Source organism: Pseudomonadota bacterium (assembly GCA_036339585.1).
Classification (GTDB): domain Bacteria; phylum Pseudomonadota; class Alphaproteobacteria; order UBA8366; family UBA8366; genus UBA8366.
In genome coordinates, this window is sequence record JAYZAS010000013.1 from 22,329 (window position 1) to 37,772 (window position 15,444).

The 15,444-nt window shown below is 44.5% G+C and carries 15 protein-coding genes; 13 read left to right on the plus strand and 2 right to left on the minus strand.

Annotated features, from left to right (window positions below):
* Window positions 1-92 precede the first annotated feature (92 nt).
* The 11 genes from VX941_09570 to VX941_09620 all read left to right on the plus strand — a co-directional run bounded on the left by VX941_09570 (window position 93) and on the right by VX941_09620 (window position 10,354).
* A complete protein-coding gene (locus VX941_09570; GenBank protein MEE2933656.1) occupies window positions 93-1,019 on the plus strand; it encodes an aldo/keto reductase in 927 nt (308 codons plus the stop codon).
* A gap of 84 nt (window positions 1,020-1,103) precedes the next feature.
* Window positions 1,104-2,255, plus strand: a complete 1,152-nt coding sequence (locus VX941_09575; GenBank protein MEE2933657.1) for an acyl-CoA dehydrogenase family protein — start codon at window positions 1,104-1,106, stop codon at window positions 2,253-2,255.
* Window positions 2,256-2,269: 14 nt separating this feature from the next.
* Complete coding sequence (locus tag VX941_09580; protein MEE2933658.1) at window positions 2,270-3,046, plus strand: enoyl-CoA hydratase/isomerase family protein; 777 nt, start codon at window positions 2,270-2,272, stop codon at window positions 3,044-3,046.
* A gap of 3 nt (window positions 3,047-3,049) precedes the next feature.
* Window positions 3,050-4,246, plus strand: a complete 1,197-nt coding sequence (locus VX941_09585; GenBank protein ID MEE2933659.1) for a CoA transferase — start codon at window positions 3,050-3,052, stop codon at window positions 4,244-4,246.
* On the plus strand, window positions 4,246-5,379 hold the full coding sequence (locus tag VX941_09590) for a thiolase family protein (protein MEE2933660.1): 1,134 nt from the start codon (window positions 4,246-4,248) through the stop codon (window positions 5,377-5,379). Before VX941_09585 ends, VX941_09590 begins: the two co-directional genes overlap by 1 nt.
* Window positions 5,380-5,392: 13 nt before the next feature.
* Complete coding sequence (locus tag VX941_09595; GenBank protein MEE2933661.1) at window positions 5,393-5,806, plus strand: Zn-ribbon domain-containing OB-fold protein; 414 nt, start codon at window positions 5,393-5,395, stop codon at window positions 5,804-5,806.
* Complete coding sequence (locus VX941_09600; GenBank protein ID MEE2933662.1) at window positions 5,803-6,648, plus strand: TauD/TfdA family dioxygenase; 846 nt, start codon at window positions 5,803-5,805, stop codon at window positions 6,646-6,648. Before VX941_09595 ends, VX941_09600 begins: the two co-directional genes overlap by 4 nt.
* 49 nt (window positions 6,649-6,697) lie before the next feature.
* Entirely contained in the window at window positions 6,698-7,789 is a 1,092-nt protein-coding gene (locus tag VX941_09605; protein MEE2933663.1) for a Gfo/Idh/MocA family oxidoreductase, read from the plus strand.
* 160 nt (window positions 7,790-7,949) lie between these two features.
* A complete protein-coding gene (locus VX941_09610; protein ID MEE2933664.1) occupies window positions 7,950-9,689 on the plus strand; it encodes a DUF1538 domain-containing protein in 1,740 nt (579 codons plus the stop codon).
* A gap of 1 nt (window position 9,690) precedes the next feature.
* Window positions 9,691-10,056 (plus strand): P-II family nitrogen regulator, encoded by a 366-nt coding sequence (locus tag VX941_09615; GenBank protein MEE2933665.1) that lies wholly within the window; start codon window positions 9,691-9,693, stop codon window positions 10,054-10,056.
* Between the two features lie 7 nt (window positions 10,057-10,063).
* Window positions 10,064-10,354: a hypothetical protein gene (locus VX941_09620; GenBank protein MEE2933666.1), complete on the plus strand. Its 291-nt coding sequence runs from the start codon at window positions 10,064-10,066 to the stop codon at window positions 10,352-10,354.
* Window positions 10,355-10,518: 164 nt separating this feature from the next.
* Here VX941_09620 and VX941_09625 read toward each other — a convergent pair whose 3' ends face one another.
* Window positions 10,519-11,607, minus strand: coding sequence for an ATP-dependent 6-phosphofructokinase (locus VX941_09625; protein MEE2933667.1), 1,089 nt, complete (start codon window positions 11,605-11,607; stop codon window positions 10,519-10,521).
* A 467-nt stretch (window positions 11,608-12,074) separates the two neighbouring features.
* Here VX941_09625 and purF point away from each other — a divergent pair, with 467 nt between their 5' ends.
* Both purF and nth read left to right on the plus strand, forming a co-directional pair.
* Entirely contained in the window at window positions 12,075-13,529 is a 1,455-nt protein-coding gene (gene purF, locus VX941_09630) for an amidophosphoribosyltransferase (protein ID MEE2933668.1), read from the plus strand.
* 8 nt (window positions 13,530-13,537) lie between these two features.
* Complete coding sequence (gene nth / locus VX941_09635; protein MEE2933669.1) at window positions 13,538-14,191, plus strand: endonuclease III; 654 nt, start codon at window positions 13,538-13,540, stop codon at window positions 14,189-14,191.
* Between the two features lie 71 nt (window positions 14,192-14,262).
* Here nth and VX941_09640 read toward each other — a convergent pair whose 3' ends face one another.
* On the minus strand, window positions 14,263-15,057 hold the full coding sequence (locus VX941_09640; protein ID MEE2933670.1) for a ferredoxin--NADP reductase: 795 nt from the start codon (window positions 15,055-15,057) through the stop codon (window positions 14,263-14,265).
* Between the last annotated feature and the right edge of the window lie 387 nt (window positions 15,058-15,444).

Here is a 15,444-nt window from a genome sequence, read left to right on the forward strand (position 1 = left end):
AGATTATTTACAAAAGTGCAGTAACGGAAAAATGATCATTGCCAACTTGCATTTGTTACAGCGAATACGGGCTTAACGACAAAGGATAAACTATGGAAACAAAGTACATCGGTGGTCCCGAAGGGCTTAAGGTATCTATTGTTGGAGTGGGATGTAACGCATTCGGCAAACGAATTGATGAAGCAGCTACACACGCTGTAATTGATGCAGCGCTGGAAGCCGGCATAAATTTTTTTGACACTGCCGAAACGTATGGAGGAGGGCTTTCGGAAGAATTTATTGGAAATGGTCTTAAGGGGAGAAGAAATGAAATGATTCTCGCCACTAAATTTGGTCACAGTCATTCTAACGTTGAAGGGAAAAAAAAGGGATCGCCTGAAAATGTAAAGGTAACAGCTGAAAAGGCTTTAAAAGCATTGAAAACAGATCGAATTGACTTGTTTCAGCAGCATAGGCCAGATCACGAAACGCCTGTATCTGAAACTTTGGGAGCTCTTGAGAATTTAGTTCAGGAAGGAAAGATACTATTCTATGGATGCTCATATTATACGGGCCGAGAAATGCAGGAAGCAGTTGATGAAGCTGCAAGGTGTAGTCTGAAAGGTTACGTTACAGCTCAAAATAGTTGGAATATTCTAGCGCGAGACATAGAGAAAGACCTTATTCCGGTGTGTGAAGATAATAATATTGGTCTTCTTCCTTATTACCCAATTGCAAAAGGACTTCTGACGGGACGTTATAAAAGAGGTGACAAACCCGAGCTAGGAAGCAGAATGGATGGTACTAATGATATTGAAGCAGCGGATTTTGACTTGTTGGAACGTCTGGAAATATTTGCGCGGGACAATGGCTATGATTTATTGACACTTGCTATTTCTTGGCTTGCAGCTCAGCCCTGCATAGCATCGGTTATTTCCGGTGCATCGAAACCCGAGCAATTATTAGCCAATGCAAATGCTTCACGTTGGAAACTCAGTGCTTCAGATATGGAAGAGATTGACCGACTATTGGCATCGTGACTAATTTGATAGTCAAGTGTGATAAGCTTGTAGCATAAATATCGTTTTCAAATCGTGGGCTTTTTGTGCGAATTGGAGGTACGAATGGAAGAGACCGGCGCCTGGGAATTGCCCCCTGAATTAGTTTTGCTTCGGGACAACATCAAAAAATTCATGCGAGAAGAAGTATGTCCTGCGGAGGAAACGCTGGAACATGACTCCTACAGGATGCCAAACGAATTATTGGAACCTTTGCAAAAAAAAGCAAAGGAGGAACTTGGTGTTTGGTGCATGAATACCCCAAAAGAGTATGGCGGCAGTGAACTCTCACTGCTGGCTCAGGCAGTAGTGGCTGAGGAGGCTGCTCAATGTAGAATGGGTGCTTACGTTCCCGCTTGCGGCGCCTTCGGTGTTGATCCGCCGAACGTTATTTTCGATGGCTCTAAGTTGCAGATTGATAAATATGGCACACGCACCATTGAACAAGGATTGAAGGCATTTGTTGCTATCTCTGAGCCTGGTGGCGGTGCCGATCCTGCTAGAGCAATTCAGTGCAAGGCTGAGTTAAAGGGCAATCAATATGTTTTAAACGGCACAAAGCTTTGGATAACCGGTGCTGAAGCTGCAGAGTGGGGAATTGTGTTCGCTCGTACTGATAATGGAATAACGTGTTTCATTGTTGATAAAGAAATGGAGGGCATAGAAACCCGGCCAGTTCCAGTTATTCGCTCTTACTCGCCATCAGAAGTAAATTTTGTAGACTGTAAAGTGCCAGTGGAAAATTTACTTGGCGAAGAGGGTAAAGGCTTTGCTATTTGTCAGAAATGGTTAGTTCACATGCGTATTCCATATTCAGCCAACGTTATTGGTATTGCCCAGCGTGCTCTTGAGCTAGCCATAGATTGGGCAAAGCAACGCGAGACCTTTCGAACAAAGCTCGCTGATAAACAAGCCGTGCAATGGATGATTGCTGACTCAGAAGTTGAAATTACAGCGGCACGATTATTAACTTATCAAGCAGCTTGGCAGGCCGACCTTGGGCACGATGTAAAGGTGGCTGCGTCTATGGCAAAACTATACAGCACGGAGATGGCCGGCCGTGTCGTTGATCGCTGTATTCAAGTATTTGGCGGTATGGGTGTTGCTGCGGAAATGCCTCTAGAGCGTTGGTACCGAGAAATGCGTATTAAGAGAATAGGTGAGGGGCCATCCGAAGTGCACAGAATGGTTATCGCTCGTGACTTGTTAAGAAACTAATAGGATGGACGCATATGTCGATTGATTTTGAATTGCGTAATGATGGCATTGCGATCATTACGATGAATAGGCCGGATCAGCTGAATGCACTCGATCAAGCCCATTATCAGGGCTTGTCGGAAGCTTGGCAGCGAGTGCGTGACGACAGAGATGTCGTATGTGCTATTGTAACTGGCGCAGGCGAACGGAGTTTTACAACTGGCGCTGATATTAAGAATGTGCTGACTAATCCAGACGAATTAACTGACATGTGGATAACGCAGCGTGATCAACTTTTGAACCGAGGCCTAGAAGTTTGGAAGCCAATAATTGCTGCGATCAATGGGTATTGCCTAGGTGGCGGTATGACGATGCTTTTCGCGACTGATATTCGCATAGCCGCTAATCACGCAACCTTTGGTCTATCAGAGGTCAAGCGAGGAGTTGTTCCAGCAAACGGTGGGACCCAGCGTGTTTTGAGCCAATTACCATACGCTATCGGAATGGAATTGCTTCTTACTGGCGATAGATGGGATGCGGAAACTGCTGCAAAATGGGGGCTTATTAACAAGGTTGTACCCGCAGACGAATTAATGGACGCGGCTCTTAAATATGCTTCCAGAATTGCTGCCAATGCTCCTCTTGCACTACAAGCAGCGAAAGAGCTGGCGGTGAGAGCGAGAGAAATGGATTTGACAACTGGGCTTCGCGTGGAGGCTTTGACACAGCGTCTGTTAAAGTTTACCGAGGATGCGAAGGAGGGCCCGGCGGCATTTAAAGAAAAACGGTCTCCTAACTTTAAGGGGAAATAATAAATGACAAAAGATCACCATCCTTTAGAGGGCGTGACCGTCCTTGATTTTGGGCAAGTTTACCATGGTCCGTATTGCGGTTTCTTACTTGCTATGGCTGGGGCGCACGTTATCAAGATTGAACCTAAAACTGGTGAACATCTTCGCAACAGGGGCACTGGAGATGTTATTACGCTCCCTTTTGCTATGCTTAATTCAAATAAAAAATGCGTGACACTCAATATAAAGACGGACCGTGGAAAAGAAATTTTAAAGCAGATGGCGGAAAAAGCCGACGTGCTAATGGAAAACTTTGCACCAACGGTCATGGATAGGCTTGAACTCGGCTACGACGTTATGAAAAAAGTCAATCCAAAGCTTGTTTATGCATCAGGCTCGGGTTTCGGGCGCACTGGTCCCCATCGCGACAAGCTGGCAATGGATCTCACTGTGCAAGCGGTTTCCGGTGTGATGAGTGTTACTGGCGAGATGAATGGTCCTCCATTAAAAGCAGGCGCAGCATTTTGTGATTTTATGGCTGGTATCCACCTTTACGCAGGGATAACCACCGCGTTGTTTGAACGCGAAAAAACCAACGAGGGGCGGTTGGTAGAGATTTCTATGGAAGAGGCCGTATACCAAAGCCTAGGATCAAACCTTGGTATTGTTTACAACACAAAAAAAGCGGCCCCGCGCACAGGAAATCGACATGGTGGGCTCTCACTATGCCCTTACAATGTCTATGAAAGTAAAGAGGGGCACGTGGCTATCATTTGTTCGAATGATACCCATTGGCAACGACTGTGTAGTGCAATGCAACGCCCCGATTTAGCTGGTGAAGAGAAATATAGACGAAATATGGGTCGTGTAGCAGAAATGGATGCAATTGATGCAATTATTAATGATTGGACCAAGACCTTAAGCAATAAAGAAGTTGATCAGTTAAATGATAAGTTTGGCGTTCCGTCTGAACGGATACGCGATCTTCTAGAGGTAATGAATGATCCCCACATGCATCAACGCGGAGCTCTTCAGCATATGAATCACCCCGAGATGGGCGATATCGTTGTTCCGCATTCAGCATTGCGTTTTCCTGAAACACCATTACTTCCTCTCGAACCAAGTGGGTTGATTGGAGCCCATAACGATGAAATATATGGCGACTGGTTGGGGCTGAGCATGGAAGAAGTAGATGCACTCAGAGCTGAGGAAGTGATTTAATGCAGGGCAAGGTTGTTATTGCAGGAGTAGGGCACACTGCATTTGGCAAGCTTAAAGGGCGTTCGCCCGTATCTTTAAATGTTGAAGCTTGTAGGAACGCATTAAACGATGCATCAATCTCAAAAGATGAAATCGATGCAGTGCTGGTCAAGTACCCTACATCAAATTTTCAATCCAAGTTTGGCCAGACCGTCGCTGAGGCGCTTGGTATCATGCCGCGGATCGGCGGTGTTTGGGATCAAGCAGGAGCATCCGGCATTTCGATGATCTCGTTTGCAGCTATGGCGATAGAACATGATCAATGTGAGGTAGCGTTAGTTTGCATGGCCGATAATCCGCGAACGGGCACTCGGTCTGCCTATGCCAAGCCACGAGGTGGTGCTGATGGCTCGGGAACTCATGGCTGGGTCAGTACTACGGCGGGCTATGCAATGATAGCACGACGGCACATGGAACAGCACGGCACCACAGAGGAACAGCTCGCAGCGGTTGCCATAAACAATCGTGCAAACGGGGCAAATAACCCAAACGCGCAACTTCAAATTCCAATTACGTTAGACGATTACCTTCAGAGCCGTTTAATTGTCGATCCCCTGCGGCGCGACGATTGTTGTTTGATTTCAGACGGCGGCGCAGCGGTTGTAGTAATGAGCGCCGAGCACGCCAAAAAAGCTGGGGTAGACAAGCCGGTTCCCATCCTCGGGTTTGGTCAAGGCCAGACCTCTTGGGAGGTAGCGCAGCGGCCAGATCTTACACGTACAATGGCACATAAGTCTGGCGCAACAGCGTTTAAAATGGCCGGATTGAGCCCTAAAGACATCGACGTGGCACAATTTTATGATTGCTTCACGATTACACCGATCATGTCGCTCGAAGATTACGGCTTTTGTAAACATGGAGCGGGTGGCCCATTCGTCGGCGATGGGGGTATTGGTTGGGATGGTGGATTACCGTTTAATACTTCTGGTGGTCTTTTATCAGAAACAGGTATGCCTGGCATGCAGCTTGTTATTGAGGGCGTTCGCCAGATGCGGGGCGAGGCCAATCTTCAGGTCAAGAATGCGAAAAAGGGTATCGTTAGTAATCAAGGGGGTGAGATGCATACTCATTCTACCCTGATTCTCGGTCAATAGGAGAGAAGCGAAGATGAACAACGATTTTCCACTCCCTGAAGTTGACCAGATAAACAAACCCTTTTGGGATGGACTATCAGAGGGAAAGTTGCTATTTCAAAAGTGCAACGATTGCAGTAATACTTGGCTGCCAGCTCGTCAAGAATGTCCTAATTGCTTAGCAACTGATTACACTTGGACAAAGGCATCTGGCAATGGAGTGATGAAAAGTTGGGTTGTTTATCACACTTCATTTATACCGGCCTTTAAAGATAGGCTTCCTTATAATGTGGCGATAGTAAAGTTGGATGAAGGGCCTCAGATGGCCACTAATATTGTTGGTGAAGCGGATTATTCAAAATTTAGCATCGACCATCCCGTTGAACTCGTTATCGAAAAAGAGCACGGGATCAATGTAGCCAGATTTAGGCTAATTAACGCTGAATGATAGGTATCAAAATTATTCCTTTAATGGAAAAGATCGGTGCTGAGGTGGCCGGTCTAGATCTCAGAGATACCATGTCTGACGCCCAGAGTAAGGTTGTTCGCAATGCTCTTGCTAAGTACGGTGTTATTTATTTGCGTGGGCAAAAATTAGAGCCCGAGATGCAAGTTAGGTTTACAAGAGTTTTTGGTGAGCCTGCTATAAATCATAATGCAACAAAATTTGGTATTAACGGCAGTCCTGAGATCTACCGGATCTCAAATATCGTTGAAAATGGCAAACCCATTGGAACAGCTAAAGCCGGCACTGAATGGCACTCGGATATGTGTTATGCAATGAGGCCGGCTAAAGCAACTATGCTACACGCAAGAAAAATTCCACGGCTCAACGGTTTCGCGTTAGGAGATACGTCGTTTGCTAATACTGCCGCCGCCTGGGAGGCACTGCCGGTGAAGCTAAAAAGAAAAATATCGAAATTGAGGGTAATTTACGATTTTACGCGGCGCAAACGCGGAGCCAAACCCTCTAAAGACGCTGTACAGCAATATCCCCCAGTAGCTCATCCTCTTGTACGATCGCATCCAATTACTGGTCGTAAGAGCCTTTATGTGTCTGGAGAAAGTGCCGGCATAGAGGGTAAAAGTGAGGAGGAGGGTAGAATTTTGATAGAGGCCCTCGCCAGCCATGTCGTACACCCTGCATTCGTATATAGGCACAGCTGGAGTGAGGGGGACGTCGTTGTGTGGGATAATTGTACATGTCAACACAAGGCTGAGGTAGATTACGATCTTCCACTAGAAAGGCTCATGTGGCGGACCACCGTAAAGGGTGATATTCCGAAATAAGACATATACAAATTGTAAGAGGAAATTAAAAAAGAAGGGGTTTAGACGCATGGTTGCCAAAATTCGGATTGGTTTGGTGGGGGCTAGTGTTAGCGGCACTTGGTCTTCCCGTGCTCATATGCCGGCTCTAAAGGCTAGCGAGGAATTTGAATTGACGGCGGTTTGTACGACTAAACCTGAAAGCGCTGAGGCTGCTCGGAGAGCTTTTGGTGCTAAACACGCCTTCGACGATTTTAATAAAATGGTCACATCCAACGAGATTGATGCTGTTGCTGTGGTCGTAAGGGTTCCATCCCATTTCGCGCCGGCTAAAATGGCCATTGAAGCTGGTAAACACGTCTATTGCGAATGGCCATTGGGTAAAACTACCGAGGAGGCAGAAATACTAACGGCGCTGGCTAAAAAAAAGGACATTGTCACTGCGGTTGGATTGCAAGCTCGAGCCTGTCCGGAAATTCAATACATGAAAAGACTCGTCGAGGATGGTTATTTAGGAGAAGTCCTTTCAGTTCATTGCCATGTTGTGCGCGACGGTGTTCTTACTCGTCCCTCTCATCGCACATGGCAACGAGATATAACGCTTGGTGCCAACTCATTGACAATATTGAATGGTCACACTCTTGATGCGTTACAGTATGTGGCTGGTGCAATCAAAAAAATTTCGGCTATTGTCGATACACGCGTTCCAAATTGGCTCGATACAGGAAAGAATGAAACTGTAACGGTTACCTCTCCCGACCACATTTTTATCCAAGGGGAGCTTTTTAACGGTGCGCCCATGACATCCCACACTGCTGTTATTCCCTTCGCTGGAAGCGGGTATCGAATGGCTATTTATGGGGATAAAGGCACGTTGGTTATCAAGGGTGATGATTCAGTGCAGCTTACAAAGCTCTGCCTTTTTGGTGCACAAGGGAATAACACGTTAAATGAAATGGATATTCCGGATAGTCTAAACCAGGTTTCGGCAGAGACACCGAGAGGGGAGCCCTTTAACGTTGGTCAAATGTATTTTGACTTTGCGCGTTCCATAAACGAGAAGAACCAATGTGTCCCATCATTTTCTACTGCGGTAGGCCTCCATAATTTAATTGATAAGATCCAGAATGCATCCAGTAAACGATGTATGATTTCCGTGTAAATGTAATAAATTCGTAGAAACATAAACTTGAATGCTAATGTCTAATTAACCTGTATATAAAAATTGTTGTTATAATCAATGAAAATAATTTTGGTAAAACATGTCGATATGCGCGTATAATTTTGGTTAACGCGGTTACAAATACCTGAGAGCATAAAAAATGAGATATGGGACCTTTCTTTCCAGATACAAAATTCGTCATACGAAGATAAGCTATAATGATCTCACGCCAAAGCCTGATAGTGAGGGTGCTAAATCTCTTCGGCCCGGACGAATAAAGGTTTCTCTGCGTTATGCATTGGGCCTTCTGCGGCCTTACCTTCAAACCCGCTTTATGGAACAAGTGAAAGCTGTTGTTCCTTTGGCACTTTATGCCACCTTATTTCAGATTTTTGTCTTGCAGTACCCAGTGCAGGCTGCGACGACCCTATTAGTAGGTTTGTTAGCTGTAATTGTAGGGCTGGCAGCCTTTATGGAAGGCTTGAATTCAGGTCTCATGCCCTTTGGCAATGTAATAGGGTCTAATCTTCCACAAAAAGCATCAATGCCAGTCGTTCTCATAATAATAGGGATTCTAGGGGTTGGAGTTACTTTTGCTGAACCTGCCATTGGGGCTCTTCAGGCATTTGGATCATCAGTTGACGTAAAACAGGCCCCATATCTCTTTGAGGTTCTGAATAACTGGACTGTCCCTTTGGTGTTGATAGTAGGGGCGGGTGTTGGTTTGGCTGCAATTTTTGGTACCCTCCGGTTTGTGTACGGGTGGTCTTTGAAACCATTAATATTTTTTGCGCTAGCACCGTCAGCGATGCTTACTGTTTATTTTTGGACTGTGCCTGACCTAAGAAGCGTATTGGGCTTAGCATGGGATTGCGGCGCTGTAACCACTGGGCCTGTCACTGTGCCGCTTGTTCTAGCCATCGGAATAGGAATAGCCAACTCAGCAGGGAAGGGGGGATCAACATTGTCTGGTTTCGGTATTGTTACCTTAGCCTCATTGTTCCCAGTAACGGCTGTTTTGCTGCTAACGTTGTTTGTGTTTTTCCAGATTACACCGGCAGAAATCATAGCCAATGCTAATGCCGCAAGCGCTTCGGCAGGTTCCGTTATTTCAATGTGGGAACAGACCCCGGCTGTAGAGATTGTTCTGGGTGTACGGGCCATATTGCCACTGGTCATATTTTTATTTCTAGTTCTGTTTTTAATATTGAAAGTCAAACTTTCAAATAAATTAGTTACAATTTATGGATTGGTCTTGTGCGTAGTAGGAATGTGCATTTTCAATTTAGGTCTTACTTATGGTTTGGGGGCAATTGGAACTCAGACGGGTCAATCTTTACCAGCTGCGTTTATACAACTACCAATTATAGAATCATCACCGATCTTCTCAAAAGAGATCGGGATTGCACTAGTGATTGGCTTTGCCTTAATCCTTGGTTTTGGTGCCACGCTTGCAGAGCCTGCCTTAAATGCCCTTGGGCTAACTGTCCAGAAACTCACAAATGGTGCATTCAAGAAATCGATGTTGATGTACAGCGTAGCAAGTGGGGTTTCGATTGGTATTTCATTAGGGGTTGCCAAGCTTGTCTTGGACTTAGACCTCGCAACAATCCTTTTGCCTCTTTATGGCGTAGGTGTCGTGCTCACAATTTTTTCCTCGGAGGAGTTTGTAAATGTTGCTTGGGATAGTGCTGGCGTTACGACAGGTCCTGTCACCGTTCCTTTGGTCTTAGCCATGGGGCTGGGCCTTGGTAGCGCAGTGTCCGCTGTGGAGGGTTTTGGAATTTTATCATTAGCCAGCATTTGCCCAATAATAGCCGTGCTCTCGATGGGAATTATTATCCAGATCAACCAAAGTCGAAATTCTTCAAAACAAAACGCAGAACTAGAGGAAGTTTAGAATGCCTGACCGTCACATTATAGAACTGACCGATGTAAAGCTCATTACATGCGTTTTACAAAACGGTCTAGCTGAGGAAGTGTTAGAAGCGGCAAAAAATGTTGGGGTGCAGGGGGCAACCGTAAGTTTTGCCAGAGGTACGGGCATTCGTGACCGTATGGGGTTAATGGGTGTTACAGTCGATGAGCAAAAAGAAGTGATACGGATTATTGTCTCGGAAGAGCAGGCCCCGCGCGTTTTTGACGCGATGTATTTAGCAGGAAAGCTTGACACTCCAGGAAAAGGAATAATGTACATAGCAGATCTTAATAGTGTTGCAACATATGTTCCTGAGGATGTTCTGAACACAGCGGCGGGTAAGGAGTAGAATAGCAATGCTACTCGAGATTGGATCAATGCTGTCAATCGATGCTGGTACAAAAGTATTCGATAAGCTTAAAAACCACGATAAGGTTGAGTACATCTTTCACGAAACTGGCAGAAGCGAGGATTTGTTTGAGGACAAACAATTTGGTGAGTTCGGTGAGGCATCTATTTTGACAGTCTTAGTGGACGAAACAAATAAGGATGAAATATTTGCCGAGATTTTTGAAACCGCAGGCCTGCATGACTCTGAAACGGGTGTCGTTTTTACTGGCAAGCTGGTATCTGAGAAAAATAACTGAATTTCATTCGGTGTTTATTTCTTTGAGAGCTCTGTAACAGAATTTTATACCCAAACCCATTAATAGCGTAACGCCGAAGCTCCGGCATTCTATTTCATCATGTTAAACTCCAAATTTTGCGCCTCCTTTGCCTTGTGTTGGTATAAAGCAATATTTAGGTTTAGCTATCTGTCACCAATGTAGATCCCTAACCCGCGCGCTGTTTTTACCAAGGTGCCATTTAAATCCACAGTTCTATAGTCTCGAATTCCATCTTCAAGAGAGACGTCGCTGCACTCCCGATCCGACCAAACAACGAGCCGGTCAAATTTTTTCTCTGCTATCAAATCAACCGCTTTGACACCAAAAGCAGATGCGTAAAGACGGTCACTTGCATTGGGCACGCCTCCACGTTGTACATGACCAAGAACGGTTACCCGGGTCTCAATATTCGTGACTTCCTCAATAAGGCGGCCTATCTCATGGGCAACGCCACCTAATCTATATTCTCCATTAGAACGGTCACGCCCAACCACTTCCCCAGTTGGCAAACGCGCCGCTTCAGCGACAATTACTAAAGCAAAATTCCGTGTTGCAACTCGTACGTCATTGAGTTTTTGTATAAGGCTGCTCAGGTCCCATTTGATTTCCGGCAATAGTATTGCGTCTGCACCACCCGCAATGCCCGCAGAAAGAGCAATATGACCGGCATCCCGTCCCATTACCTCAAGAACCATAACCCTGTCATGACTTGCTGCAGTTGGTTGTAGTCTATCGAGTGCCTCAGTAGCGACATCAACAGCAGTTGCATAGCCAATTGAGTTTTCAGTACGACCAACATCATTATCAATGGTTTTAGGGATGCCAATAAGGTTCATATCTCCTTGTTGAGCTAATCGTCTTAAGATAGCTAAGCTACCATCACCGCCAATTGCTATAACTGCGTCGAGGCCGAGGTTGTGATATCCTGAAATGATTTCGTCAGATCGATCTAGCACGGTGCCATCTGGCATTGGAAAAGCAAAAGGGTCACCTCTATTTATCGAACCTAAAATAGTTCCACCTCTTCTTAGAAAGTCGCCGGTAAAGAGGCTCAAATCGAGCTTATTTGTATCAACAGGTCGCTCCATAAGTCCCTGAGTGCCATATTTAATTCCAAATACATCCCATCCAAAACCATTGATGGCTCTGAATGTTATTGCTCTAATAGCGGCGTTTAGTCCCGCGCAATCGCCACCGCTTGTAAGGACACCTATTTTGGTAATTTTTTTCATTAAAGTCCCCCTCCGTAATGTGCAACAAAAATTGCAACCAAACCCCCTACTGCCGAATTAGCGGGGTACTTTTAACAAGTCTAATAAATTCTCTTTTTGTTGTTCACAAGAGGCTGTAAATCTGAGTATGCCTCTTTTCCCACCCGTATTGTGAAAGTCAGATGCTTGCAAGGTAAGTATATTTTGAAAAATAGGATACTGAATTTAAAGTTTTGAACATTGTGTCGCAGATTTTTTTGTATGTTTTAGTGCTCACGTTTTACGATGCTGACCTTTAGTTACGATATAGTGGGACGGCCACGATGGATAGACATTATTTGATATTAACTTTTGCTGGAATGTGGCGTTGATGATATTACAGATGTGTATCATTCATGAAGGTTAGATTTTATTGATTTGATCTGAATTGATTTTTGAGTCGGTTATTCATTTGCTAAATTCTGTTACGAGGTGGACCTTTGAAACAAATATCCATTTCGGAAGAAATTGAAGATAGGCCGCGTGATGAATGCGGTGTATTTGGGATCTATGGTCACTCAGATGCCGCCGCTATCACAGCGTTGGGCCTTCATGCGCTTCAGCACCGCGGGCAAGAGGCTGCCGGCATTGTAAGTTTCGATGGTTCTCATTTTTTTGCCGAGCGGCGTTTAGGGCTTGTTGGCGATAATTTCACTAAACCAGAAGTGCTGTGCCAATTGGCGGGACAGTCAGCTATTGGCCATGTTCGTTATTCCACCACAGGAGACACGATACTGCGAAACGTACAGCCATTATTCGCGGATCTTTCGAGTGGTGGATTTGCTATAAGTCATAATGGAAACCTGACAAACGCACGTACTTTGAGAAACCAGCTTGTAAATGATGGCTCGATATTCCAATCGACAACCGATACCGAAACAATAATGCAGCTTGTTGCGAATTCTGAACGGGATGGAGTCCTAAATCGAATTATCGATGCCTTGTTTCAAATAGAGGGTGCCTATGCATTTTCTATCTTAACAAATAAAAAACTCATAGGAGCGCGAGATCCTATAGGTATCAGACCTTTAGTGCTGGGTGAACTCAATGGAGCTTATATTCTTAGCTCAGAAACCTGTGCTCTTGATATGGTGGGCGCAAATTTTATCCGAGAAATCGGTAATGGCGAAATAGTAGTAATCACTGACAGTGGTATTAAGAGTTTCAATCCCTTTCCAGAACAAAGCTTAAGACCATGCATTTTTGAATACATATACTTTTCGAGACCTGACAGTATTGTTGGCGGGGAAAATATATATGACTGTCGGAAAGCGATGGGCCGACAGCTTGCGTTAGAATCCAGTATAGAAGCAGATATGATTATCCCTATACCCGATAGTGGAGTACCCGCAGCTTTGGGATACTCTGAAACATCGAAGATACCTTTCGAACTTGGGATCATACGGAACCATTATGTAGGACGGACATTTATTGAACCTCAGCAGTCAATCAGGTCGTTGTCAGTCAAATTAAAACACAATGCGAATCGGTCCTTATTTAAAAATAAGCGTGTAGTATTAATCGATGACTCGATAGTCAGAGGCACTACATCGACAAAAATTGTACAAATGGTTCGTGAGGTTGGGGCGTCAGAGGTTCACATGCGTATTGCAGCGCCTCCCATAAGGTTCCCAGACTTTTATGGCATAGATACCCCGAAAAAAGAAGATCTTATAGCCGCTAACTATTCTTTGGAGGAGATGCAAACCTATATCGGCGCTGATAGTTTAGCTTTCTTGAGCGTTGATGGTCTTTACAAGGCAATGGGGCACCCGAATGGCCGAGAAGCTTCAGCACCAGCATTCACCGATCATTGTTTCACGGGAGATTACCCCACCTTTCTTCGTGACCAGAAGAATGACAAAGAGATAAAGCAACTCTCCTTTCTTTATGAAAGTAGCTGAGCCTAAAAATGATCAAGTCGGAAAGAGTACGCTTTATATCTAAAAAGCTTAACGAGATTTATCCAAAAATTCCAATTCCACTCAGTCATCAGAACCAGTTTGAATTACTTATTGCAGTTCTTTTAAGCGCCCAATGTACCGATGAACGCGTGAATAAAGTAACTCCCAGTCTTTTTGCTCTGGCAAAAAACTCTTCAGAGATGTCGGAGTTAGCCGTTGAAGAGATTTATCAGGTGATACGTCCTTGCGGATTAGCACCACAAAAATCTAGAGCGATATCTAACCTCTCAAAAATTCTTGTCACAAATTTCAACGGTGAGGTTCCAGAGAGCTTTGAACACCTTGAGAAACTGCCTGGTGTTGGTCACAAAACCGCCAGTGTAGTCATGTCTCAAGGGTTCGGCCATCCTGCCTTTCCAGTGGATACCCATATTCACAGGCTTGCACAGCGTTGGCGGTTGACAAGTGGCAAAAATGTTACTCAAACAGAAAAAGATTTAAAACGGTTATTTCCAATGCATTCTTGGAACAATTTGCATTTACAAATAATTTACTACGGCCGCGAGCACTGTCCTGCGAGAAGTTGTTTCGGGCTTGATTGCATTATTTGCAAGACGTGTAACCCAAACAGAAAAACACCAATCAAAACAAAAAAGGCATAATTGAACTTTTTTACAATGAGTGCTGTACAAAACTTTGTGCAATCATTAGGTGGTACCAAGCTTACTAGGGTTCATTCGGCAAAAGCTTTTTCAATGACATAATCACCAGGTTTACTATTTGATCCTTCTTGTAGCCCGGCTTCCTCAACGATTGCAGCAGTATCCTTTATCATCTCCATGGAGCCGCAAATCATTACTCGGTCTGTTTCTGGGTTGAGAATATCAATATCGAGATCTTTAAAGAACTTACCCGTGTTTATAAGGTTCGTAATTCTGCCGGTATACTCATTTTCTTCTTGGGTTGTTGTGCCATAATAAGTAACGCGATCGAGGACTGTTTCAGATAATAATGGATCGGTCTTCAACCCATTAATAAGCTCTACTCCATATTGTAAATCTGCAACTTGGCGACACGTGTGGGTTAAAATCACCTGATCATAAGCCTCATAGGTCTCTGGGTCTCGTATAATGCTCGCGAATGGAGCTATCCCTGTCCCTGTCGAAAACAAAAATAGCCTTTTGCCGGGCTTGAGACAATCTAGAACGAGAGTGCCAGTTGGTTTCTTACCCAGGATAAGTTCATCACCAGGTTTGATATGTTGTAGCCGAGATGTTAGGGGCCCATCCTGAACTTTAATTGAATAAAAATCGAGCCCTTCATCCCAAAATGGACTTGCGACTGAATAGGCTCGAAGCAGCGGTTTGCCCTCCACCGGAAGCCCCAACATTATAAATTCACCTGATCGAAACCGAAAACTAGCGGGTCTAGCTGCACGGAATGAGAAAAGTGAATCCGTCCAATGTTGGATGTTTTCGATAGTGGTTAGACTTAAGGAGTCCGGTAATTTGAGTGTTTGGGCATCCATTAGAAACTCCTTGGATCGACTTAATGTTTGAAAAGCTAATAATGTGCTGAAAGTGCTCTCATAAAACTGTACCTACAGCCGAGCATTCTGTTTTACATCAGTTATGCCATAGTGAACGCTGAAAGATGTCTCCATATTTATAATAAAAATTCGTATTCAAATACTGTAGCAATTAATTGCAATTGGTTTCGTTTTTAATGAAGGATACTGATATTTTTCCGCTGATTCTAATCACATGCCGAGCAAACAGACTACACAAAATAATGATAATGAGTTGCATTTGCAATACTAATTGACCGAATCATGGTTTATGCATCATTCATAAACTATCATCATAGGCCCTCGAAAGTCGATTTAATGACTTATTTGGATCAAGGTTAGCTTTGC

Bases quoted from the DNA above. Each gene is read 5' to 3' on its own strand.
- VX941_09570 (MEE2933656.1), top strand. From the start codon at position 93: ATGGAAACAAAGTACATCGGTGGTCCCGAAGGGCTTAAGGTATCTATT.
- VX941_09575 (MEE2933657.1), top strand. From the start codon at position 1,104: ATGGAAGAGACCGGCGCCTGGGAATTGCCCCCTGAATTAGTTTTGCTT.
- VX941_09580 (MEE2933658.1), top strand. From the start codon at position 2,270: ATGTCGATTGATTTTGAATTGCGTAATGATGGCATTGCGATCATTACG.
- VX941_09585 (MEE2933659.1), top strand. From the start codon at position 3,050: ATGACAAAAGATCACCATCCTTTAGAGGGCGTGACCGTCCTTGATTTT.
- VX941_09590 (MEE2933660.1), top strand. From the start codon at position 4,246: ATGCAGGGCAAGGTTGTTATTGCAGGAGTAGGGCACACTGCATTTGGC.
- VX941_09595 (MEE2933661.1), top strand. From the start codon at position 5,393: ATGAACAACGATTTTCCACTCCCTGAAGTTGACCAGATAAACAAACCC.
- VX941_09600 (MEE2933662.1), top strand. From the start codon at position 5,803: ATGATAGGTATCAAAATTATTCCTTTAATGGAAAAGATCGGTGCTGAG.
- VX941_09605 (MEE2933663.1), top strand. From the start codon at position 6,698: ATGGTTGCCAAAATTCGGATTGGTTTGGTGGGGGCTAGTGTTAGCGGC.
- VX941_09610 (MEE2933664.1), top strand. From the start codon at position 7,950: ATGAGATATGGGACCTTTCTTTCCAGATACAAAATTCGTCATACGAAG.
- VX941_09615 (MEE2933665.1), top strand. From the start codon at position 9,691: ATGCCTGACCGTCACATTATAGAACTGACCGATGTAAAGCTCATTACA.
- VX941_09620 (MEE2933666.1), top strand. From the start codon at position 10,064: ATGCTACTCGAGATTGGATCAATGCTGTCAATCGATGCTGGTACAAAA.
- VX941_09625 (MEE2933667.1), bottom strand. From the start codon at position 11,607: ATGAAAAAAATTACCAAAATAGGTGTCCTTACAAGCGGTGGCGATTGC.
- nth (MEE2933669.1), top strand. From the start codon at position 13,538: ATGATCAAGTCGGAAAGAGTACGCTTTATATCTAAAAAGCTTAACGAG.
- VX941_09640 (MEE2933670.1), bottom strand. From the start codon at position 15,057: ATGGATGCCCAAACACTCAAATTACCGGACTCCTTAAGTCTAACCACT.